Raw genomic sequence first — 21,962 nt, 5'->3', positions numbered from 1 at the left:
TAGCAGGAAATCACATTCCCCTTATGTTATAACCGTTATTGAGCTCGAATAATATTGAACCTTTTACTAACTCAACATTGAATATGCATTATTACGCGTTATGAACAGTGTAGTACATATGCCTTTACATGAAACCTTGATACACATCAAAACGCCGCTCGCTAACGTGTAACTTTATTGTATATTCTTATCCTGCCAATAAATGTAGAACAGAAAACTTTATGATGAAATTTCCACGCATACATTACTCTACTCTTGCAGTGGCTGTTGCCACAAGTTTATTTATGAGCGCCTGCTCTAAGGCACCAGAAGAGACCGTATCAAAAACAAATCCTTCTGTAGATGCTTCGCAAACTGAATCACCCGATAGTGCCCTTCTTGTGAATGAGTCTCGGTTATCTATTTATCATCCCGTTGAACTAACCAGCGATTTATCCCATTTAAGCAACAACCAACAAAAGATGATTGCTTTGCTTATTGATGCTTCAAAGATAATGGATGACTTATTTTGGAAACAAGCCTTTTTCGGTGACAAAAGTGAGTTTTTAAATAGTATCGAAAGCGATGAAGTTAAACATTTTGCTTCAATCAACTACGGCCCATGGGACAGATTGAACGGAGATAGCCCCTTCCTTTCGGGCTATGAAGAAAAAGCACTGGGTGCTGAGTTTTATCCTCACACCATGACAAAGGCCGACTTCGCGACCGCCACATTTGAAGGCAAGCAAGGCTTATACTCGTTAGTGAAGCAAGATGAAGCTGGCAACCTCTACTCGGTTCCCTATTCCGAGGCGTACAAGAGTGAATTAACCGCTGCATCTAAGATTCTAAAAGAAGCGGCTGAACTTGCAGAAGACTTAAGCTTTAAAGCCTACTTAACCCTTCGTGCACAGGCACTGCTTACCGACGACTACCTAGCTTCGGACATGGCGTGGATGGACATGAAGACTAACCCTGTAGAGTTGGTGATTGGGCCAATCGAAAGCTATGAAGACCAGCTATTTGGTTATCGCGCCGCCTTTGAAGCCTACGTTCTGGTAAAAGATTTAGCGTGGAGTGAAAAGCTCGCAAAATACGCCGCTTTTCTTCCAGAGTTACAAGAAGGTTTACCTGTTCCTGCCCAGTACAAAGCAGAAGTACCTGGCTCTGATGCCGACTTAAACGCCTATGATGTAGTGTATTACGCGGGTCATTCAAACGCTGGCAGTAAAACCATTGCGATTAACTTGCCTAACGATGAGCGTGTACAGCTTGAAAAAGGCACCCGTCGCTTGCAACTGAAAAACGCTATGCGTGCCAAGTTCGACAATATTCTTATTCCTATTGCGGACATGCTAATTGCACCTGAGCAACGCGCTCATATTACGTTTGATGCGTTTTTTGCTAACACCATGTTTCACGAAGTGGCGCATGGCTTAGGGATAAAAAACACGCTTGATGGGAGCGATACTGTAAGGGGTTCGCTAAAAGAGCACGCCTCTGCGTTAGAAGAAGGTAAAGCTGACATTTTGGGCCTTTACATGATTCAAAGCTTGCTTGAAAAAGGTGAGATTTCAGAAGGTACACTTGAAGATTACTATGTCACCTTTATGGCTGGAATTTTCCGCTCAGTACGTTTTGGGGCGTCTAGTGCACACGGAAAAGCGAATATGATCCGCTTTAATTTCTTTGCACAAGAAGGCGCTTTTGAACAAACCGAAGAAGGTGTTTATCGCGTTAATATTGAGAAAATGGGCGCTGCAGTTGCCGCCTTATCTGAGCTGATTTTAACGTTGCAAGGTGATGGCGACTACGACGGTGTTGCAGAACTTGTTGACAGTATGGGCGTGATTAAACCACAGCTAGCGGCAGATTTAGCTCGCTTAGAGGCGGCAAATATTCCTGTGGATATTCACTTTGAGCAAGGTAAAAAGGTACTTGGTTTGAACTAACCACGGGCTATCGATAGATGTTTCAATAAAAACTAAGCCAGTTAGTTGCCCGTGTTAAGCAACTAACTGGTTATTAAACTCATCGGTATGCGTTTAAAAGCTATTCCAAACGCTTTTATTCTAAACGCTTAGCCGTATCGGTATATGGCGGCCAGCCCATGATTTTACCGGCCAGTACATGTAAGTGTATGTGGTACACCGTTTGCCCACCAAACTCATTACAGTTCATTACCGTGCGATAACCTTGCTCGTCTACACCCAACTCTGCTGCTACTTTTGCGGCAACAAAAGATAAGTGTCCTACAACCTCTCTATCTTCTTTTGTGATGTCATTGATAGTAGGGATGGCTTTTTTCGGGATCACTAAAAAATGAACCGGGGCCTGCGGGTTTATGTCCCTAAACGCCAACGAGATATCATCTTCATAAAGGATATCTGCTGGAATTTCTTTATTGATAATCTTCGTAAAAATAGTGTCTAACATTGCGTACTCCCTGCTTCAATTATTGTAACCATACTGCGTTGCTGAATACTTCATAAGAGGCAACTCCCTAAAAGGAAATCGCTCCATTGTATTACGCCAACACAGTCTTTTATTAACCCGAATTTATGCTAATCGCTTATGCAAAAACGAACCAAAGCAAAATGACGCCTAACAGTAAGCGATAAATCACAAATGGAAGCATACCAATTCGCGATATCCAGCTAAGGAAGAGGTAAATACATAAGTAAGCACTCACAAATGAGAACGCAGCGCCATAGAGCAACGCAGACCAATCAACGGCTTCGTTAGCTTGTAATAAATCAAGAGTGGCAAGCAAACCGGCGCCCAAAATAACGGGAATAGACAGTAAAAACGAAAAGCGCGCACAGCTCTCTCTATTTAAGCCCAGCATCAAACCTGCTGTCATGGTAATACCCGAGCGAGAAGTACCGGGAATCAGCGCCAGTACTTGCGCTAAACCAATTAACAATGCTTGTTTCCAGTTAAGCGATGTTAATTCTTGAGTGCGTTTCGCGGTGGCGTCGGCATACCATAGGGCAAGACCAAAAATAATAGTGGTTGCGGCGATAACAAGGGCTGTTCTGGCATTAAGTTCTATCCAGTCTTTCATTACAAAACCAATAATCACAGCAGGTATAGTTGCGATAATCACATACCAGGCTAACTTACTGTCAGTGTTTTGCTCTTTTGTGAACCCCTTGGTAACCCAGGCCACTGTCATTTGTGCGATTTCTTGGCGAAAGTAAATCATTACCGCCAGTAAACTTCCCACGTGAACAGCCACGTCAAACGCTAACCCCTGACTTACCCAACCGAATAACTCTGCAGGCAAAAGAAGATGCCCAGAACTACTAATAGGTAAAAACTCGGTAACGCCCTGAATAATGGCCAATATGATTATTTCGAACAGTGTCATTCCGTTGCTTAGCTCCAAGTAAAATTGATGGGCGAGAGTGTTTGTTTTTCTTTATCGAAAGCCTGCCAAAGTGCCTCGTAGGTTTTGCCTTCAACAGGGTGGATATCATTAGGAACCAACTCAGCTAACGGCCATAGTACAAAGGCGTTATACAGAATCTCTTCCCGAGGCAATACAACGGGTTCATGGGTAACTTGATCGTCGTATGTGAGTAAATCTAAATCTAGTGTACGGGAACAAAATTTCTTTTCCCCGTGTTTACGACCATTGTCGCTTTCAATCTGACGAAAGGTATCTCGCACTTCAATAATACTCATAGAAGTCACGGCTTTCGCCACTAAGTTATAAAAGGCACTGCCATCGAAGCCGACTGACTCACTCTCATATACCGAAGAGTAGCTAACGTCATCGAAATTCTGTTTAAGCGCTTTAATACTTTCTCGTATGTAGTGTTCTTTGTCGATATTAGAACCCACACTAATTAAAATTGTATGACGCCCCACTAGGACTTATCCTGATACATAGCCACTGCCACCGTTTGTGCATTAGGAAGAATATTCGGCTTCACAATTTTCAAGCGAATAGCATGGGCCGGAAAGGTGGCAAGTACTTGCTTCATTACAGCGCCACCAAATGCCTCTAGCAGCATAAAGCGACTGTTTTTTCCAACCTCAGTAATGCAATCAGCCACGTCGGCATAGTTAATGGTGTCATCAACATTATCCGACTGCATTGCAGCATCTAGGTCAGCGTCGAGTTCAACATCGAGCAACAACGTGGTTAAACGCTCCCGTTCCCAATCGTACACACCGATGAGGGTATCGACAGCTAGCCCTGTTATATATATTTTTCCCATAAACCTTTTCATTCTTATGACCATACTGGTCTTACTACCACGTTAACTTCTTCTCAAAAGGTGGTATATCACTTTTGAATAGAGTAGCTTTACGCTTTACGTTGTTCGCCTTAGGGCGATGGTGGCACAACTATACCGTTGTACTGCAAGTGGGGGCAACACGCACTATAGCATTCGCCCCATATTATTTGAGTGTAGATATACGTTTAGTGTACAAAGCAGCAGGTTTAAGCAGCAATAATGATACCGTTAGCCCTATTAATGATTTGTGTAGCCTATTTGTTTGGCTCTTTATCGAGCGCGGTAGTTATTTGCAAAGCATTTTCTCTCCCCGATCCCCGTACTGCAGGCTCTAAGAACCCCGGTGCCACCAATGTATATCGAATTGGCGGCAGAATTCCGGCGTTGCTAGTGCTGGTAATGGATATTTTGAAAGGGACTATTCCGGTTTACTCAAGCTACTTTCTAGGCTTGGAGCCCGTGCTTTTAGGTCTTATCGCTATCGCTGCATGTTTAGGCCATATTTTCCCTTTGTATTTTGGCTTTAAAGGCGGCAAAGGAGTTGCAACGGCATTTGGTGCCATGTTACCTATTGGATTAGATTTGGCAGGGCTACTTATTCTAAGCTGGGTTATTGTCGTATTTCTTACCGGCTATTCGTCACTAGGCGCATTGGTTGCCGTCAGCCTAGCGCCGTTATTTACTTGGTTAATAAAGCCACTTTATACCGTTCCTGTGCTCATGCTGTCTTTACTTATTATCTTACGGCACCGTGAAAATATCGCCCGATTGATGAGCCGCTCTGAAGGTAAGATTTGGGATAAGGGCAACACCAAAGAGTAATTACAATCATAGTGCAGGCCAAACAAACGCTATTGCTGATTTATTGTAGACCTTGCCTTAATACGTCAATTTCGCCATCAATAGGTGTCAGTAATTCCAACCCCATAATTTCCGCCAACGCTGGGTATATTTCCAAATTACTAAACGCAGGCAATGTCTTTCCTTTTTGAAATGAAGGGCCTGATGCAACAAATAACCCACCCATATCTGATAACGTATTTAAGTAGCCATGGCCTCCTTTGCTAACATGAATGTCTTCCTCACTTCTAAAGCGGCCTGGAGGCAAAATTTCAATAATAATGTCGCCAGTACGTTCGTTGTACGGTATCTGCCTTTTATTGCGCTCTGCAGTGCTCAGTACTTTAAATTGGCCGTTTGCGAGCGCATTAAGCCGTGATGCCTCATTTTCAATTAGCTTGGGCGACACCTCAGAGTGTGCATATAGCCGAACCAGAGCACCACTATTATTAATCGTAAAATAATCAGGAATATCTAAAGATTCCACCATAACGTTGTGACTATCGTTTAATGTTGTCATACCGTGATCAGACACTATTACTAAGTCTACCTTTATGGGAAGCGTGTTCAGACGGTCATACAGTTGACCAATTAACTCATCAACTTTAGCGACGGCTTCTTTTGTTACTGACGACGTAGGCCCTTCATCGTGGCCTACCGTATCGGTTAGCGAAAAATAGCCTGCAACGAAGAGCGGGCGTGATGTTTCAGGTAAACGTAGCCATTGAACAATTTGATCAATCCGCTGTTGGTAGTCTGCATATTTTGAATAATGATAAAGATAGGTAGGAAGAGCGCCAGCTATTCTGGCGTCAGATTCAGGCCAGAAAAAGGTCGCAGCTTTATGCCCCTGGAATTCAGCTAAATGCCAAAGCGGTAATGCCGTAATCCAACTACTGTCGCCCTTGGCTTTACCCATCGAATATTTAGCATAGCCTCCCTGATTATCAGGCCGCGACTTTGCATAGAATCTGTTATCAATTATACCGTGGTTTATAGGCAACAGCCCTGTAACAATCGAAATATGGTTAGGAAATGTATTCGCAGGATAAACTGGCGTTAATGAGGTCGATCGCACACCCGCTTTTGCAATACGGGCAAGATTTTTTGCAGCGTGAAGTTCAATGTAATCATGCCTAAATCCATCTAAGGAGATGAGTACAACATGATTTTTTTCGTACTGGACCGACACATTGGTAGCTGGGTCTGTAGTGACTTCATTATTGCTTTGCGCATCAGCTTGAAAGGCCATTAACAATAAAACGATAACGGCAGATAGCGGTCCGTAGAATTGAATGACTCGCCAAGATCTAATCTTGTCAAACATGATGTTTTTTCCTACAAACTAAATAAGATACTCTTTTTATTTAGCATAATAACCCTACCCCATGACAGCTTTATTATACAGGCGCTAACGTATCTAGCGGCCAGCGAGGTTTTGCTTGTGAAGAAAGCCCTAATATTTCACCTGCTTTCAAACGCTGCATGCCTGCATAGGCAATCATGGCACCGTTGTCGGTACAGTATGCCAAGTTGGGGTAAAACACTTCCCCACGTAAATCGTCCATCAAAGTTTTCATTTGTGTACGCAGCATGGTATTCGCACTTACGCCGCCCGCGATAACAAGGCGTTTCATACCGGTCTGTTTAAGTGCTCGCTTACATTTAATGATTAACGTGTCGATAACCGCTTCTTGAAATGCATAAGCAATATTTGCTTTAGTTTGTTCGTTGTCATCCGCAGCACGAATAGTATTAGCTGCAAACGTTTTTAAGCCGCTAAAGCTAAAATCTAAACCGGGGCGATCGGTCATAGGTCGTGGGAATTTGTAGTGGCCTGGTTCACCTTTTTCAGCCAATTTAGCTAATAAAGGCCCACCAGGGTAATCAAGCCCTAGAAGCTTAGCGGTTTTGTCGAAGGCTTCACCGGCTGCGTCATCTATCGACTCGCCAAGTACTTCGTAGCTGCCTATACCTTCTACTTTTACTAACATAGAGTGGCCGCCCGAAACTAATAATGCAACGAAGGGAAATTCAGGCGCATTGTCTTCTAGCATGGGAGCAAGTAAATGCCCTTCCATATGATGAACGCCTACCGCAGGCACACCCCACGCATACGCTAAAGAACGGCCCACTGATGAACCTACTAATAAGGCACCAACAAGACCTGGACCTTGGGTAAAGGCTACGCCGTCTAATTCACTAGGCTGGGTGTTAGCATCACTAAGCGCTTTTTCAATTAGCGGGATAATTTTTCTAACATGATCTCGTGACGCAAGTTCAGGCACTACACCGCCGTAATCGGCGTGCAATTTAACTTGGCTGTATAATTCGTGTGACAATAACCCCGCAGTGTCGTCGTAAACGGCAATACCCGTTTCATCACAAGAAGTTTCTATTCCTAATATACGCATACTATTCCTAATATTTGCTTTGAGCCAAGCCTTACTTTTACGTCTTTAATAACAAAGTTTATTACAATAGATCAGTACCTGACCTGTTTGATCATCTGCGATCTGTGATATGATCGACTCAACCAATGCGGGATCGCGCTGAATTCTTTTTCTCCTGTAGACAGACAAAAGGGTATTACCTTGTCTCAGAAGGCGCAGAGTTTACCTTTATTCCGCATATCTTGGAATGGTGCTTCGTTTATTTGCGCAATATTGCCTATTTTTTGGCAATTCAGTCTTTACTTTCTGTTCGGAAATGATTAGAATTTCGCACCATTTTTAACCCGGGTGGCCTTTTTAGCGCTCAATTTCCCGGAATTATACAGCAAAAGTTTTGAGGTGAGTGTTTAAATGCCTATCGTTAAAGTTAGAGAAAACGAGCCGTTTGATGTAGCGCTGCGTCGTTTTAAGCGTTCTTGTGAAAAAGCAGGCGTATTGTCTGAAGTTCGTCGTCGTGAGTTCTTCGAAAAGCCTACTTGGGAACGCAAGCGTAAGAAAGCCGCTGCGAAAAAGCGTCATCTAAAGAAATTAGCTCGTGAAAACGCACGTCGCGTAAAACTCTACTAATACAGGGTTAACTTACGAGTCTGAAAGGTGTTGCATTTGCAACACCTTTCGCGTTTCTGGGCCACAGAAAATTCTTCTTTAGTGCTTGTTAGCATTATTTATTAATGCACAGCGTAATATTGATGTACTGCCCATTATTTATGAACAGCGAATTGAAGGACATCAAGAACGCCTGTTAGACACCCGGTTTTAAAGTGCCACTGACTCGCCCCTTATTAATAGTGTATGCCTTTTTATGGGTATGCTTGTATAGAGTGCTTTTTTACTTTTACTGTTTTACTTTTTTCTTTATTCCTTTTTTTATACCTTTATAGTGACAACCCTTCTTTGTTGAAACTTTACTTAATTTGGGAGCATCATGGCTTTAATAGACGATTTAAAATCCGCACAAAAAGATGCAATGCGCGCTAAAGCGAAATTACGTCTAGGCACCATTCGCATGGCAATAGCAGCCATCAAACAACGTGAAATTGACGAGCAAATTACTTTAGGTGATAGCGATATTCTTGCAGTATTAACCAAGATGGTTAAACAACGTCAAGATGCCGCCTCTCAGTTTGATGCCGCTGACCGTGATGACTTGGCTAGTAAAGAGCGTGAAGAGATTGTTGTGTTGGAAGGTTTTCTTCCTCAGCCTTTAACCGAAGACGAACTTGCCACCTTAATTGATGAAGCAATGGTAAGCACCGGTGCTCAAGGTATGCAAGACATGGGTAAAGTAATGGGTAGCTTAAAACCACAAGTGCAAGGCCGCACCGACATGGGCGCTCTAAGCGCTAAAATAAAAGCCCGTTTGAACGCCTAAATATCGTTAAATATACAACGGTAGAAATAGAATTAGCCGGGTTTGTGTAATCGCAAACCTGGCGTTTTCATTATTTACCTTCCCTGTTAAAGTACTTTTTTGTGCTACCCTAATTACCGTTATAAGCATTAGTGTCTCCTCATGGCCGGAAAAATACCTCGCGATTTTATTGATGATCTTCTCTCACGCACCGATGTTGTAGACATTGTTGATAGTAGGGTGAAGTTAAAAAAAGCGGGCAAAAATTATCAAGCTTGCTGCCCTTTTCATAATGAGAAAAGCCCTTCTTTTACCGTAAGCCAAGAAAAGCAGTTCTATCATTGCTTTGGTTGTGGTGCGCACGGCAACGCTATTTCCTTTTTGATGGAATTCGACCGTCTTGAATTTGTTGAGGCCATTGAAGAACTCGCCAAACTCTACGGATTAGAAGTGCCGAGAGAGAAAGGCCACTTGCCTGTTGTTAGCGAAGAGAAAAAGCAACAGCAGCAAGATGACTATTCACTAATGGAACAAGTTGTTCGCTTTTTTCAACACCAACTAAAACAAAATGAAAATAGCGGAAAAGCCATAGATTATTTGAAAAGCCGTGGACTTAGCGGCGATATCGTCAAGCAATGGGAAATTGGCTATGCACCAGACAGCTGGGACGCCCTGCTAAAAACCTTTGGCAAAGACCAAGCCCGTGTAAAGCAACTTATCGACTTAAAATTGGTTAATCAAAACGACCAAGGCAGACGATACGACTTCTTCCGCGACCGAATCATGTTCCCTATCAGAGACAAGCGAGGCCGCGTAGTCGGTTTCGGTGGACGTGTATTAGAAGAAGGCGGCCCAAAATACTTAAACTCCCCAGAAACCCGTATCTTCCATAAAGGCAGTGAGCTATTTGGTTTTTACCAAGCTCGTCAACAAAACCGTCAACTCGATGCAGTACTCATTGTTGAAGGTTATATGGATGTAGTGGCGTTAAGTCAGTTTGGTATCAACCAAGCAACGGCTGCGCTTGGAACCGCTACCACGGCTGAACATATGCAAATGTTAGTGCGAGCAACGCCGCATATTGTTTGCTGTTACGATGGCGACCGTGCTGGCCGTGAAGCGGCCTGGCGGGCATTGGAAAATGCCCTACCCGCATTAAAAGACGGCGTCAGACTGTCTTTCTTATTCTTACCTGACGGCGAAGACCCAGATACTATGGTAAGAAAAGTTGGCAAAGATACCTTTATGGAAATGCTTGATAATGCCATGCCATTGTCACGCTTCTTCTTCGAAAACCAATTAAAAACCCATAAAGTAGGTACACCCGAAGGCAAAATAGCACTTCGCAAAGCCGCGATGCCCTTAATTGAAAGTGTTCAGGGCGACGACCAAAAGCAGATGTTATTAGAAGAGCTTGCTAAGCACACCGGTGAATACGATAGATTTAAGTTACAGCAAGATATATCCAAAGCGAATCACGCCAGTAGCAAGCCCGCTTATTCAGCGAATAGAAACCAGGTAGGAAAAGCCCGCTTGTCACCGCTACGTATGCTGATTCGATTACTGCTAGATTCTCCTTCGCTAGCCACACGCTGTGATGACGTGCAACCTTCTGTATTTGAAGGAAGTGATGCCACCGGGATGGACCTTTTATTGGATATTCATCGTTATTGTTCACAATATCCTCAAGCAACCACTGCGCAGCTAGTTGAAAACTTCCGCAATCATCCCCATTCTCCTACTATCGCGAAATTATTGTTACAAGAACATCTTGTTAAAGACGAGGATGCTGAACGTGTTTATAGCGACAGTTTTGCTCGATTACTCGATTGGCATTTCGATAGCCGTATTGAAACTTTAATTTCCCGCTCTCGGGTTCAGCCACTAACTCAAGTGGAAAAAGAGGAACTGAACTTGTTAATGAAGGAGCGCCAGAAAAGCTGACCATAAGGTCGAGGCTAATAACTGGCTAAAAAAACAGCCGTCAATCTGGTAAAACCATTAGTAATTCTGCTATACTGGCTAATTCGCTGCACGCAAGCTTATAAGCATAAATGTGAACAAATTTGCAGCAATGTCAGTAGCAATTATAAAGCCGAACAAAACGGGCAGAACCAAACCCGGGCAGGTGTGCACCGTTTAATATGACGTGACACCGAGCGGAAGCGGCATTGATACAACAGTAGTACTACAGAGAAATAATGTACATACCTCTTTGGTATGGGTATTTCTATTGCAAACTAATTGAATGTGAGAAGTGTAGGTTATATGGCGCAAAGCAAGCAGTCTCAGATTAAACTCCTGATTGCAAAAGGTAAAGAGCAAGGTTACTTAACCTTTGCAGAAGTTAACGACCACCTGCCGCAAGATATTGTCGATTCTGATCAAATTGAAGATATTATCCGCATGATCAACGACATGGGAATTCAAGTTTCTGAATCTGCTCCAGATTCAGACGAACTTCTCATGCAAGAAGCAACCGCCGATGAAGACGCAGCTGAAGCTGCCGCTCAAGCGCTTGCTACAGTAGAAAGCGAAATTGGGCGTACCACCGACCCTGTGCGTATGTATATGCGTGAAATGGGTACGGTAGAACTTCTTACTCGTGAAGGCGAAATCGAAATTGCCAAGCGTATAGAAGATGGTATTAATCAGGTTCAGTGCTCTGTTGCTGAATATCCTGAAGCAATCACCTATTTGCTCGATCAATGGGATTTGTACGAAGCAGAAGAAATTCGCATTAGCGACATTATTTCGGGCTTTGTTGACCCGAATGATGATCAAGATCTTGCTCCCACGGCCACGCATATCGGCTCTGAACTTTCAGAAGAAGAACTGGAAGATGAAGATGACGACGATGATGAAGAAGACGAAGATGAAGGCGGTGTAGATCCTGAACTAGCACGCGCTAAGTTTGGTGCCCTTCGTGATCAGTACATCAAAGCACGTGACGTTATCGAGAAGAAAGGTCGCTCTCATGCTGCCGCTCGTGAGCAAATCAATGCATTGAGTGAAGTCTTCAAAGAATTCCGTCTAGTGCCTAAGCAATTTGATCGTATGGTTAAAAACATGCGTTCAATGATGGACAAAGTGCGTATCCAAGAACGTCTTGTTATGAAGTTCTGTGTGGTTAACGCCAAAATGCCTAAGAAAGATTTTATCAAGGCATTTGCAGGAAACGAAACGTCTTCTGCTTGGTTAACAAAAGCGATTAAAGCTAACGCTGCGTACTCTGATGCATTAGCCGTCAATAAAGAAGAAATTGAACGCTGTATTAGCAAAATGAACCAGGTTGAACAAGAAACTGGTTTAGTTATTGCTGATATCAAAGACATCAACCGTCGTATGTCAATTGGTGAAGCAAAAGCTCGCCGTGCGAAAAAAGAGATGGTTGAAGCTAACTTACGTTTGGTTATTTCAATTGCTAAGAAATACACGAACCGTGGTTTGCAGTTCCTTGACCTTATTCAGGAAGGTAACATCGGCCTGATGAAGGCAGTAGATAAGTTTGAATATCGCCGTGGTTATAAGTTCTCAACTTATGCTACTTGGTGGATTCGTCAGGCAATTACTCGTTCTATTGCCGACCAAGCGCGTACTATCCGTATTCCTGTACACATGATAGAAACGATTAACAAACTTAATCGTATTTCTCGTCAAATGTTGCAAGAAATGGGTCGTGAGCCAACACCTGAAGAATTGTCTGAACGCATGCTTATGCCAGAAGACAAAATTCGTAAAGTGTTGAAAATTGCTAAAGAGCCAATCTCAATGGAAACGCCAATTGGCGATGATGAAGATTCGCACCTAGGCGATTTTATCGAGGACAGCACCATTATTCAGCCCCTCGATTCTGCGACCGGCGGTAGCCTTAAAGACGCAACACAAGAAGTGTTGGCAGGGCTTACAGCACGTGAAGCGAAAGTACTTCGTATGCGTTTCGGTATCGACATGAATACTGACCACACACTTGAAGAAGTGGGTAAGCAGTTTGACGTTACCCGTGAGCGTATTCGTCAGATTGAAGCGAAGGCATTGCGTAAGCTACGTCATCCTAGCCGCTCTGAGCAGCTACGAAGCTTCTTAGACGAGTAGAATACTCGCCAATAAAAGTAATAAAAAATTAAAAATCCCCTGCTTCGTCAGGGGATTTTTTTATTTTGAGTTAGCGCTAAAGCTATAGCAAAAAAGTGGTCACTTGCCACGATGAGTAAGTTCCATTTTCAACATTGATTGATCAGTAGCTTCGCAATTTGCACTGCGGGCTAATTGATTAATGCCAGATACAAAAACGCCCTCAATGCAGAGGGCGTTTTTAATATTGGATTAGCGGTTATACGCGGAACTGTTTCGCTATCAATTCTAGATGCTGTGCTAAATCCGCAAGCTCGTTACACATAACACCTAATTCGCCTGAGCGAGTAGAAGTTTGCTCTGTACGTTGATGAATTTCTTCAACGTGCTTCACAATGTCTACCGCCACTGAACGTTGATCTTCAGTGTTGTGTGCAATCTGTTCGTTCATTTGGTTAATACGACCAATTGTACTGGTAATCGTTTCTAAACTAACACCCGCTCTATTAGCGGTCTCAACACTATTCGTTGCTTGCTCGGTACCGCGAGACATCACTTCTACCGCTGAATGCGCTGCACTTTGTAGTTGCTCAATAGTACTTTGAATTTCTTCAGTCGATTGTTGAGTACGTGATGCTAGTGTACGTACTTCATCAGCAACAACGGCGAAACCACGCCCTTGTTCGCCGGCTCTAGCAGCTTCAATAGCGGCATTAAGCGCAAGTAAGTTGGTTTGCTCAGCAATACCTTTAATAACGTCGAGTACCGAGCCAACTTTGTTCGAATCTGATTCAAGACGGCCAATCACATCAGCGGTTTCACGCACGTTTTCGGCTAACTGCTGAATACTAGAAACAGTTTGTTGTACGATTTGACGACCTTCACCCGCAGCGCTAGTGGCTTCATTGGCATCACCAGCCGCTTGCGCGGCACTGTGTGCTACACCATCTACCGAACCACTCATAGTATCAACCGCGAGTTTAGCGTTTTGTGCTGACTGCTGTTGAATGTCGATGGTACGTTGCGTTTCTTCCGTTAGGCCGCGAAGGTTTTGCGCTAAATTTGATAACGGTAAACTTGCCTCTACCACGTCTTTCACAACGCCTTGCAGTTTATCCATAAATTGGTTAAACCAATAAACCAGCTCGCCAATTTCATCTTCACTTTTCGTTGCGATTCGAACAGTCAGGTCACCATTTTCTTGGGCAATATCTTTAAGCGAGCGTACCACATCATCAATACTCTGCTTAATGCCACGAACAATAGGCACAGCAGTAGCAAATAATAATAAAGTAACGACAATAGTCATTACCACACCAGTGCTAATTAACGAAGTATTCGCCGCATCGGTTTTGGCGAATGAAGCATCAAATGCGGACTGTTGCTCATCTCTAAAATTCGTCATCGAGGCGATCACCGCATCGTATGAACCATTCATTTGGGCAGATAGTTGACCTAAGCGGCTAAAGTCAGCAGTGCCATCAACCATTGACTGGGAAACACCGAAAGCTACTTCAAAATAGTTATCGAACCCGTCAGAAATTTTCGATATCGCTGAACGAAATTCTGGACTTATCGCGCTTATCTCGTCTAGCCCAGCTTTCGCTTCTTTAGCTATCTCACTCGCAGCGCTTAATGTATCTTGATCGCCAGTGGTCACAGCACTACTTAGCGTGTCTCTCACTTTTTGCATATCAACTAATGTAGAGGCAGACAATTGAAGTGCGGGAAACTGGACCTTTTCAACTTTCTCAAGGGTGTCGCCGTTGTTTAGAGCAACGAAAACAGTAATTAAGAGGTAAATAATAAAGCTTAGTGCAGCAATTCCTGGTATCAGAAAAATTTTTGTTGCGATGGGCATTTTTTTTAGAAAATTCATTTTTATCTCACCAATTACGTCACGTTACTTTAGGCACGGCCACTAATCATGGCTTTATAATTCTATATCTTCACATTCTTAAAAAACTTTAGAAATATCTTAGCCCCACTCATTGCTGAGCGGGGCCAAAACGACAGTAATAAATGAATACTAGAAAGTATAGTTAACACCAACTCTTAAGAGAGTCGCATCATTAGCGTCGTTTGCATCGTCTTCAAACCAAGTCACTTCACCCTTAACCGCGAAACCAGGCTCAACATCGTAACGTAAACCAGCCGTTAACGCAGATGTATCCTCTAATGTTGATGCGGCTACAGCTGCAAAACCTTGATACAACGCTGACCATGTTCCATCAGTAACGGCATCGCCAGTAGCAATAGTAGAAGGAACATCGTTTAAGTAAGTTGCAACATCATCTGGATCTGATTCTTTGTGTTCATAGGTAATGTGCGGCGTGAACTTACCAAAACGCATTCCCGCGGTTACATACCAAGCATCATCATTTGCGATAGGAGCCTCATCAAATGAAATGTGGGTATACTCTGCCCCTACAAACCAATCGTATTTATCTATATTCACAGCAAGTTCGAAGAAACCAACCGTATCGTCTTCAATTAAGAAGTTGTTTGAAAAATTAGTGACAGTAGGAACAATTGCAGAAAATTGATTGATGCTATCAGTTAAAAAATCAAGATCTTCATTTGGACTAGTAAATTTAGCTTGCGCATAAATAGTACGAATATTAAACCAATCACGAGTGGCTTCAAAAGAAATACCAGTAAGGTTATCCGCCTCTACTGTATCAGCCTCCGAGCGTCCTGCAAAAGCCTGAACACCGTATTCCCAATCACCCGCATAGTTACTGTAGTCATAACGAACGCCGTCCATATTGTTAATAAGTACGCCGTAAACTGAATCAGGTGGTGTTAACCAGTGATATGAATACCCCACATCTAAAGAAGCAGAATACTTGAAAAATGGCAAGCGAACTCGACCAGCACTAATACTCGAGTTATTTGAAAGTGCATAAGTCATGTATGCCCATTCAAAACTTGCATCGTAATCGTCACTTCCACGGCCAACTAGCTGCGCTGTTGCAGAAAGCTTCTCACTTACGTCGCCACGAACTTGTAGACCGAAAACACTCGCAGGCTCGAAATTAAAATCACTGTCATAACCGTATACAGCTTCGTCATCATCTAGTGTCATACCACCGATAAGGTTGGCGAATCCATTGATTTTTATGTCTGCAACCGCCGGCATGGCAAGTAAGCTAGCAACTGATAAAAGGGCAAGTTTGGTTTTCATGTTAAATCCTTAAAATATTCTTAAACTGTGTAATCAGAAAGTGGCTACTACGCGTACGCTTCCATCTACCGAGCCCGCATCTACATAGCCAATAGCACCTGGATTTGAAGCAACAGCCGAAACCACTTCAGCGTCGCTACCTAATGCTTTAGGGGGCTGACCTTTCCCTGTAAAAACTAGCTTTGACCAAAACGCGGTAAGCTGAGATGCTGACTTATTCAAAACTTTACCGTTAAATTCATCTGTCGCAGCTTGACCTTCAGCAAGCGCTAGAGGTACTGCTTTAGTGCCGTTTGGAAAAGCTTTCATTTTGTTAAGGAAGAGTCGGCTGATTGAATCTTTATCTAACGCATCCCCATTGGATGGGTGAACTATCACTGCTACATCTGCAAAAGCCATGCTGCTGCACAAACTTGCTGCTAGTATCCACTGTTTCATTACATGTCCTCTAAGTCGTGTTTGTTTTGGTAGCGCAATTAAAAAAACGTTAACTTTTAAATTTACAATACCAATATGCTTATTTTTTATTCTTACTCATACAGATATCTTCCTGCTTCAAGATTAAGATAAGTATTAGCAAGGATTAGAAAAACTGCCAACTGAGTTACGAAAAATTTTCGTTTTAAATTTCGTTGTGTTCAGTCCGGCTTTAAAAAGTATGCGCAGTTTAGGGAAGAGAGGCGTAGAAGCAACTAGACTAAAGGATAAACGCACCGAAAGGGCGTAAAAATTCATACGTAAAAATAACTAAAGCGTAGCAGATAAATCAATTTAACTATCTAAAATCAATTAGATGAGAAAAAAACAACAAATTAACTTAGGAGTGCCGAACGATATTAGTGTATAAAAATATATACCTTAATACCGCACGACTTTTTGAACTTTTTAGTGCTTATTGGTCAAGTACTGAGAATAAGCGTATGGAATAAGCGTTAAAAAACACGCTCTTGCCCTTATTAACAGAGGTCTAATTTTCCTCGCCTTTACGGTAGGGAATGTCAACTTCTAGGCGTTCTATTTCAGTACTTCTTTGCTGTGGCGATCCGGTATTTCGGGCTAGCCAACTGTAAGCGGTAGGCACTACATATAAGGTCATGAAAGCTGAAACCAGCACACCTGCCGCGATAACCATACCAATTACCATGCGACTTTCCGCACCAGGCCCAGAGGCAAACACTAAGGGCAAAGAACTAAATACCGTAGTAAAACCAGTCATAACGATTGGGCGAAGACGCTGAGCAGCGGCGCGACGTAAGGCATCTTCGAAGTTCATACCTGCATCTCGAAGTTGATTAGCAAACTCTACGATCAAAATACCGTTTTTCGCAGCAAGGCCAATCAGCATAACCAGCCCTATTTGGCTGTAAATATTAAGTGTCATACCGGCAAAGAATAAGCCGATAAAAGCACCTACCAGCGCCAGCGGTACGGTTAACATGATGACTAACGGATGCACCCAGCTTTCAAATTGCGCCGCTAGAATCAGGTAGGTAACCGCTAACGCCAGCATAAATACGTAGACGAAGGAATTCCCTTGTTCTTGATAAAGCTGTGACTCGCCTTTGTAGTCAATTGACACATTGTCCGGTAACTCTGTGCGTACGATATTTTCAAGGTAAGCTAAGCCTTCTCCTAACGTATAATCGCCGGCAAGGTTTGCTGAAATGGTGACAGCTCGCATGCGGTTATAGCGATTTAAGCGAGACGACGTCGCCTGCTCTTCGAAGGTAAGCAAGTTGTCCATGGGAATAAGCTCGCCGCTTCTTGAAGAGCGAACATAAAGATTATCGATACTATTTGGGCTTCTAAAATCAGCCTCTATACCCTCAATAATCACATCGTACTCTTCGCCTCTATCTAAGAATGTAGATACCGTACGTTGCCCTAGCATCACTTCTAAGGTACGTCCGATATCACTAATAGACACCCCCAGATCAGCTGCTCTGTCTCTGTCGATATTGACCAGAAGCTGAGGTGATGTTTCTTTATAGTCAGAATCAATACGAACTAAGTTTCTATTTTCTGATGCCTTTTCAATTAGAGTGTCACGCCATTCCACTAAGTTCTCGTAGGTATCACCTTGCAAGACGAATTGCACTGGGCGGCCGAAACCTGCTCCTGAAATACCACTTCGCATAATGGCAAACGCTCTCACATCAGGCACGGCATCAAGCTTTGCACTTATTTCATCCATCAATGTGAAAGTACTAAAATCCCTTTCATCCCAATCAGCAGAACCAATAATCGCCATACCCGCATTATTGCCAAACCCGGGTGTACGTACCAGTAACCTGCCTATTTCACCGCTTTCACGATATGGCATTAGGATATCTTCGATAAGTTTTAGGTTAGCCGCATTACTTTCGAAACTAGCTCCTTCTTGCGAATTCATTAAAATATAAAAATTACCGCGATCTTCTTTTGGCACGAATTCGCTAGGTAACTTTTCTGATATTTGCACTAACGCCACCACTGAAACAATCAGTAGTAGCACCATGATAAACGGCTGGTGAATAGTACTTCCCAAACTTTTAAAATAACGATTTTCTAGCGCATGAAAACGCTTATCCATCCAAGCGCCAAATCCTGCTGAACGAGTACGCTTTTTCAGAATTTTCGAGGCCATCATGGGCGATAGGGTTAATGCGGTGAAACTTGAAAACGCCACAGCAGCAGCAATGGCCAGGGCAAACTCAGTAAACAAACGCCCAACATTCCCTTCAAGAAACACCAAGGGCACAAATACAGAAATCAATACTAAAGTAGTTGCAATAACTGCAAAGCCAACCTCTCTCGCACCTCGATAAGCGGCTAATATGGGCGGCTCACCCATTTCTATACGCCGGGAAATATTCTCAAGTACCACGATGGCGTCATCTACCACCAGCCCAATTGCCAACACCATGGCAAGTAAGGTAAGTAGGTTGATAGAGAAGCCTAATGCGTACATCACAATAAATGCAGCTACCAAAGACACGGGTACGGTGACCGCAGGAATCAGTGTGGCGCGTACATTGCCCAAGAAAAGGTAAATAACAATCACCACCATAAGCATCGCTATGGCAAGGGTTTCATAAACTTCGTTAATCGATGCTTCAATAAATACTGAAGAGTCATAACTGGGCACAATAAAAATATTGTCCGGCAAGGTTTCTTCAATTTTTCTGATTTGCGCTTTTGCTGAGCGAGCAACATCTAAGGTGTTGGCTTTTGACTGCTTTATAATGCCCAAACCAATCATGTTAACGCCGTCACCTCTAAACTCAGTTTCGTCGTCCTCAGCCGCTAATTCCACGTTCGCAATTTCTCCTAAGCGAACCAGGTATCCATCCTCTCCTACTGCTACAGTTAACGCCGCAAAATCTTCCGGCGATAAGAACGTACGCGCTACACGCACTTCAAAGTTTCTATCTAGCGACTCAACTTCACCGGCAGGAAGTTCAACGTTTTCAGAACTAATAACACTTTCAACATCGCTTACAGTAATACCGCGTGCAGCCATTGCGTTTCTATCAAGAAACACTTTCATGGCGTAGCGGCGGCCACCACCAATTTGCACCCGAGCAACCCCATCGGCAACAGACAAACGGTCAACCAAGAAGCGTTCTGCGTAGTCGGTAAGCTCCATGGTATTAAGATTGGTACTGCGTAAGTTGTACCAAACGATAGCGCTTTGATCGGAATCGGCCTTTGAAACTTCTGGGGGATCTGCCTGATCAGGCAGGTTATTTAACGCCCTACTCACTCGCTCTCGCACATCGTTGGCGGCAGCGTCGATATCTCGAGATAATTTAAATTCTATGGTGATATCAGAACGTCCATTGGTGGACGTTGAGGTAATATTTTTAATCCCCTCAATACCCGAAATTCGGTCTTCGAGTAATTGAGTAATGCGAGTTTCAACAATATTGGCCGATGCGCCCGTGTATTTGGTTGAAACCGACACAATAGGCGGGTCAATGTCTGGGTATTCACGAAGGGCCAGCATGGAAATGGCGACCACGCCAAATATAATCAACAGCAGGTTAATAACCGTTGCAAATACCGGCCTTTTTACTGAAATGTCAGATAACAACATGGCTTAACCCTCGTTGTTACGGTTAAGAACGTTAACAGCAGACTGGTCGCGTACTCTAAGCGTGCCTTCTGTTATCACTTCATCACCAGCTTTAAGGCCTGACACAATTTGAACGATACCGGGACGGCGTTCGCCAATCACCACTTCACGCTGATGGGCAACGTTATCTTCTACCACATACACATATTGAATATCTTGCACTGGCACTAAGGCTTTCTCAGGGAGAATAAGCGTATCAAGCACACGTTTTTCAACCACGATAGTGAGTAACATACCCGGTCTTAATCGTTGGTCTTTGTTATCGATAATGGCACGTACGCTAATAGCGCGGCTGATGGGATCTAATCGGGTATCAATATGCGTGATTTCACCGCTAAAAGTTTCACCGGGGTAAGCCACTGATGTAGCCGAAACCTTCTGACCTTTGGCTACACTGGCCAATTGGTTTTCAGCAATACTGAAATCAACTTTTACTACGCTAATATCATCAAGGGTGGTAATAACACCAGCGGGCTGCACTAATGAGCCAATACTGACTTGTCGTGCGCCCAGTACGCCTGAAAATGGCGCGCGAATTTGTAAATCATCAACCTGTGCTTCAGCGATGTCTAATTGAGCTTCTAGTCCTTTTACCCGGGCTTGTTGTTCGTCAAGCAGTTGTTCTGATGCCGCGCTAGACTCACGTAAGTTAAAAATACGGGTGTATTGGCGCTTTGCTTCATCAATATTGGCGCGCAATTCAGCAACCCGAGCCAACTCTTCATTGTTGTTTAGCTGAATAAGCACTTGCCCAGCTTTCACACTATCGCCATCTTCGAAGTTAACTGAGCGTACGGTTTCGGTAACTTGCGCAGTGACCGCTATCGATTCATTTGCTCTGGCAGTGCCGAGGGCTTCAATGGTTATCGCCATTGCGCCTTGCTCTACCAATATGGTTTTCACTGTTGTGGCTAAAGGCCCGCCTTTTTTCACTTCTTCTTCTGCAGGCAAGTTTAAATAGACAACCACCGCCGCTAACAATAAAGCCCCTATTAGTAATGGAGATAGTAATTTGCGTGAAGACATAACCTTTCCTATTGGTAAATATACACCACGTGATAAAGTAACCAAGTTGGTGCATTAACGAGATTCAGGGTCGCGTTCAAACCAAAACCTTTATCTACGTTTTTATTATTATTAATTTTTTCTGAATAGTATTTTACCCAAACTAATGAGTATCAATTTTCGCTTATCATCCATTTTGGTAGTTTTAACGCTTTTTGGATGTACAAAGACGGTGCCTGAAGCGCCTTTTTGCCGAAGCACGAATAACGATGAGCATACTCAAGGTGCCGCGGCATGCATCATTAAGGTGCAAAGCAAAGCACTTTTGATTAAACATCGTCTTTCAAATCGTTTAGATTTTCCCGGTGGCGGAAAAAGAGATGGCGAATCATTAGTTTGCGCAGCCCACCGTGAAACATGGGAAGAAACAGGTTTCAATGTCGAGGTCGGTGAAAAATTGGCCGTTACACAAAACGGTCTAGCGCTATTTGAGTGTACATTAAACGCTGGGGTAGAACACTTACCAGATGTATTTGATGCGCCGCCATGGGCAAAACTAGAAGTGATTGAATTAGTACAAGCCGATCCCTTTTTACTCACTCATATCGAACTTCGCTTTCCTGATGATCTAATTGCGTTTCGCGATAGCTTTAATAAAATTAAGCACCGCCAGTCCCAACAAGAATAATGTGTGAGTAGTTGTGCC

The 21,962-nt window shown here is 43.3% G+C and carries 18 protein-coding genes; 7 read left to right on the top strand and 11 right to left on the bottom strand.

Annotated elements, in window-relative coordinates; genetic code table 11:
• Positions 1 to 224: 224 nt before the first annotated feature.
• Complete coding sequence (locus AV939_RS03805; protein ID WP_061998157.1) at positions 225 to 1,931, top strand: dipeptidyl-peptidase 3 family protein; 1,707 nt, start codon at positions 225 to 227, stop codon at positions 1,929 to 1,931.
• A gap of 115 nt (positions 1,932 to 2,046) precedes the next feature.
• Here the strand turns inward: AV939_RS03805 and AV939_RS03800 are convergent, their stop codons facing one another.
• From AV939_RS03800 to folB, 4 genes are all read right to left on the bottom strand, one after another.
• Positions 2,047 to 2,415, bottom strand: coding sequence for a histidine triad nucleotide-binding protein (locus tag AV939_RS03800; RefSeq protein WP_057793862.1), 369 nt, complete (start codon positions 2,413 to 2,415; stop codon positions 2,047 to 2,049).
• 136 nt (positions 2,416 to 2,551) lie between these two features.
• Positions 2,552 to 3,352: an undecaprenyl-diphosphate phosphatase gene (locus AV939_RS03795; protein WP_057793864.1), complete on the bottom strand. Its 801-nt coding sequence runs from the start codon at positions 3,350 to 3,352 to the stop codon at positions 2,552 to 2,554.
• 8 nt (positions 3,353 to 3,360) lie between these two features.
• The gene (folK, locus tag AV939_RS03790) at positions 3,361 to 3,855 is read right to left on the bottom strand and encodes a 2-amino-4-hydroxy-6-hydroxymethyldihydropteridine diphosphokinase (RefSeq protein WP_057793866.1); all 495 of its coding nucleotides are present in this window, start codon (positions 3,853 to 3,855) and stop codon (positions 3,361 to 3,363) included.
• Positions 3,855 to 4,208 (bottom strand): dihydroneopterin aldolase, encoded by a 354-nt coding sequence (folB, locus tag AV939_RS03785; RefSeq protein WP_061997153.1) that lies wholly within the window; start codon positions 4,206 to 4,208, stop codon positions 3,855 to 3,857. Before folB ends, folK begins: the two co-directional genes overlap by 1 nt.
• 240 nt (positions 4,209 to 4,448) lie before the next feature.
• On the opposite strand from folB, the gene plsY reads away from it, so the two are divergent.
• Entirely contained in the window at positions 4,449 to 5,051 is a 603-nt protein-coding gene (gene plsY / locus AV939_RS03780; RefSeq protein WP_057793869.1) for a glycerol-3-phosphate 1-O-acyltransferase PlsY, read from the top strand.
• Between the two features lie 40 nt (positions 5,052 to 5,091).
• On the opposite strand, the gene AV939_RS03775 is transcribed toward plsY, so the two are convergent.
• Both AV939_RS03775 and tsaD read right to left on the bottom strand, forming a co-directional pair.
• The gene (locus AV939_RS03775; RefSeq protein WP_082746027.1) at positions 5,092 to 6,396 is read right to left on the bottom strand and encodes an alkaline phosphatase family protein; all 1,305 of its coding nucleotides are present in this window, start codon (positions 6,394 to 6,396) and stop codon (positions 5,092 to 5,094) included.
• Positions 6,397 to 6,469: 73 nt separating this feature from the next.
• Positions 6,470 to 7,483 (bottom strand): tRNA (adenosine(37)-N6)-threonylcarbamoyltransferase complex transferase subunit TsaD, encoded by a 1,014-nt coding sequence (gene tsaD, locus AV939_RS03770; RefSeq protein WP_057793871.1) that lies wholly within the window; start codon positions 7,481 to 7,483, stop codon positions 6,470 to 6,472.
• Between the two features lie 390 nt (positions 7,484 to 7,873).
• On the opposite strand from tsaD, the gene rpsU reads away from it, so the two are divergent.
• From rpsU to rpoD, 4 genes are all read left to right on the top strand, one after another.
• The gene (gene rpsU, locus AV939_RS03765; RefSeq protein WP_012517258.1) at positions 7,874 to 8,089 is read left to right on the top strand and encodes a 30S ribosomal protein S21; all 216 of its coding nucleotides are present in this window, start codon (positions 7,874 to 7,876) and stop codon (positions 8,087 to 8,089) included.
• Positions 8,090 to 8,447: 358 nt separating this feature from the next.
• Positions 8,448 to 8,894, top strand: coding sequence for a GatB/YqeY domain-containing protein (locus tag AV939_RS03760; RefSeq protein WP_057793873.1), 447 nt, complete (start codon positions 8,448 to 8,450; stop codon positions 8,892 to 8,894).
• A gap of 141 nt (positions 8,895 to 9,035) precedes the next feature.
• Complete coding sequence (gene dnaG, locus AV939_RS03755; RefSeq protein ID WP_057793875.1) at positions 9,036 to 10,817, top strand: DNA primase; 1,782 nt, start codon at positions 9,036 to 9,038, stop codon at positions 10,815 to 10,817.
• Positions 10,818 to 11,141: 324 nt separating this feature from the next.
• Complete coding sequence (rpoD, locus tag AV939_RS03750; RefSeq protein ID WP_013785437.1) at positions 11,142 to 12,968, top strand: RNA polymerase sigma factor RpoD; 1,827 nt, start codon at positions 11,142 to 11,144, stop codon at positions 12,966 to 12,968.
• 238 nt (positions 12,969 to 13,206) lie between these two features.
• On the opposite strand, the gene AV939_RS03745 is transcribed toward rpoD, so the two are convergent.
• The 5 genes from AV939_RS03745 to AV939_RS03725 all read right to left on the bottom strand — a co-directional run bounded on the left by AV939_RS03745 (position 13,207) and on the right by AV939_RS03725 (position 21,277).
• A complete protein-coding gene (locus tag AV939_RS03745; RefSeq protein ID WP_057793877.1) occupies positions 13,207 to 14,826 on the bottom strand; it encodes a methyl-accepting chemotaxis protein in 1,620 nt (539 codons plus the stop codon).
• A 150-nt stretch (positions 14,827 to 14,976) separates the two neighbouring features.
• The gene (locus AV939_RS03740; protein WP_057793879.1) at positions 14,977 to 16,134 is read right to left on the bottom strand and encodes a hypothetical protein; all 1,158 of its coding nucleotides are present in this window, start codon (positions 16,132 to 16,134) and stop codon (positions 14,977 to 14,979) included.
• Positions 16,135 to 16,167: 33 nt separating this feature from the next.
• Positions 16,168 to 16,572 (bottom strand): phosphate ABC transporter substrate-binding protein, encoded by a 405-nt coding sequence (locus AV939_RS03735; RefSeq protein ID WP_057793881.1) that lies wholly within the window; start codon positions 16,570 to 16,572, stop codon positions 16,168 to 16,170.
• 529 nt (positions 16,573 to 17,101) lie between these two features.
• Positions 17,102 to 20,212 carry an efflux RND transporter permease subunit gene (locus AV939_RS03730; RefSeq protein WP_057793884.1) on the bottom strand — a complete coding sequence of 1,037 codons (3,111 nt, stop codon included), beginning with the start codon at positions 20,210 to 20,212 and terminating at the stop codon, positions 17,102 to 17,104.
• A gap of 3 nt (positions 20,213 to 20,215) precedes the next feature.
• Complete coding sequence (locus AV939_RS03725) at positions 20,216 to 21,277, bottom strand: efflux RND transporter periplasmic adaptor subunit (RefSeq protein WP_057793886.1); 1,062 nt, start codon at positions 21,275 to 21,277, stop codon at positions 20,216 to 20,218.
• A 145-nt stretch (positions 21,278 to 21,422) separates the two neighbouring features.
• On the opposite strand from AV939_RS03725, the gene AV939_RS03720 reads away from it, so the two are divergent.
• Entirely contained in the window at positions 21,423 to 21,944 is a 522-nt protein-coding gene (locus AV939_RS03720; protein ID WP_061997151.1) for an NUDIX hydrolase, read from the top strand.
• Positions 21,945 to 21,962: the final 18 nt, after the last annotated feature.

The sequence above is a fragment of the Alteromonas sp. Mac1 genome (assembly GCF_001562125.1).
GTDB classification, from domain to species: domain Bacteria; phylum Pseudomonadota; class Gammaproteobacteria; order Enterobacterales; family Alteromonadaceae; genus Alteromonas; species Alteromonas stellipolaris.
The sequence above is the reverse complement of the archived record's forward strand: the minus strand, read 5'-3'. Positions and strand labels throughout refer to the sequence as shown.

What these genes read in the sequence shown, in the direction of transcription:
- AV939_RS03730 (WP_057793884.1), bottom strand. Translation starts at nt 20,212, where the DNA reads ATGTTGTTATCTGACATTTCAGTAAAAAGGCCGGTATTTGCAACGGTT.
- AV939_RS03805 (WP_061998157.1), top strand. Translation starts at nt 225, where the DNA reads ATGAAATTTCCACGCATACATTACTCTACTCTTGCAGTGGCTGTTGCC.
- AV939_RS03725 (WP_057793886.1), bottom strand. Translation starts at nt 21,277, where the DNA reads ATGTCTTCACGCAAATTACTATCTCCATTACTAATAGGGGCTTTATTG.
- rpoD (WP_013785437.1), top strand. Translation starts at nt 11,142, where the DNA reads ATGGCGCAAAGCAAGCAGTCTCAGATTAAACTCCTGATTGCAAAAGGT.
- dnaG (WP_057793875.1), top strand. Translation starts at nt 9,036, where the DNA reads ATGGCCGGAAAAATACCTCGCGATTTTATTGATGATCTTCTCTCACGC.
- AV939_RS03775 (WP_082746027.1), bottom strand. Translation starts at nt 6,396, where the DNA reads ATGTTTGACAAGATTAGATCTTGGCGAGTCATTCAATTCTACGGACCG.
- AV939_RS03740 (WP_057793879.1), bottom strand. Translation starts at nt 16,134, where the DNA reads ATGAAAACCAAACTTGCCCTTTTATCAGTTGCTAGCTTACTTGCCATG.
- tsaD (WP_057793871.1), bottom strand. Translation starts at nt 7,483, where the DNA reads ATGCGTATATTAGGAATAGAAACTTCTTGTGATGAAACGGGTATTGCC.
- AV939_RS03800 (WP_057793862.1), bottom strand. Translation starts at nt 2,415, where the DNA reads ATGTTAGACACTATTTTTACGAAGATTATCAATAAAGAAATTCCAGCA.
- folB (WP_061997153.1), bottom strand. Translation starts at nt 4,208, where the DNA reads ATGGGAAAAATATATATAACAGGGCTAGCTGTCGATACCCTCATCGGT.
- AV939_RS03735 (WP_057793881.1), bottom strand. Translation starts at nt 16,572, where the DNA reads ATGAAACAGTGGATACTAGCAGCAAGTTTGTGCAGCAGCATGGCTTTT.
- AV939_RS03795 (WP_057793864.1), bottom strand. Translation starts at nt 3,352, where the DNA reads ATGACACTGTTCGAAATAATCATATTGGCCATTATTCAGGGCGTTACC.
- AV939_RS03760 (WP_057793873.1), top strand. Translation starts at nt 8,448, where the DNA reads ATGGCTTTAATAGACGATTTAAAATCCGCACAAAAAGATGCAATGCGC.
- AV939_RS03745 (WP_057793877.1), bottom strand. Translation starts at nt 14,826, where the DNA reads ATGAATTTTCTAAAAAAAATGCCCATCGCAACAAAAATTTTTCTGATA.
- plsY (WP_057793869.1), top strand. Translation starts at nt 4,449, where the DNA reads ATGATACCGTTAGCCCTATTAATGATTTGTGTAGCCTATTTGTTTGGC.
- rpsU (WP_012517258.1), top strand. Translation starts at nt 7,874, where the DNA reads ATGCCTATCGTTAAAGTTAGAGAAAACGAGCCGTTTGATGTAGCGCTG.
- AV939_RS03720 (WP_061997151.1), top strand. Translation starts at nt 21,423, where the DNA reads ATGAGTATCAATTTTCGCTTATCATCCATTTTGGTAGTTTTAACGCTT.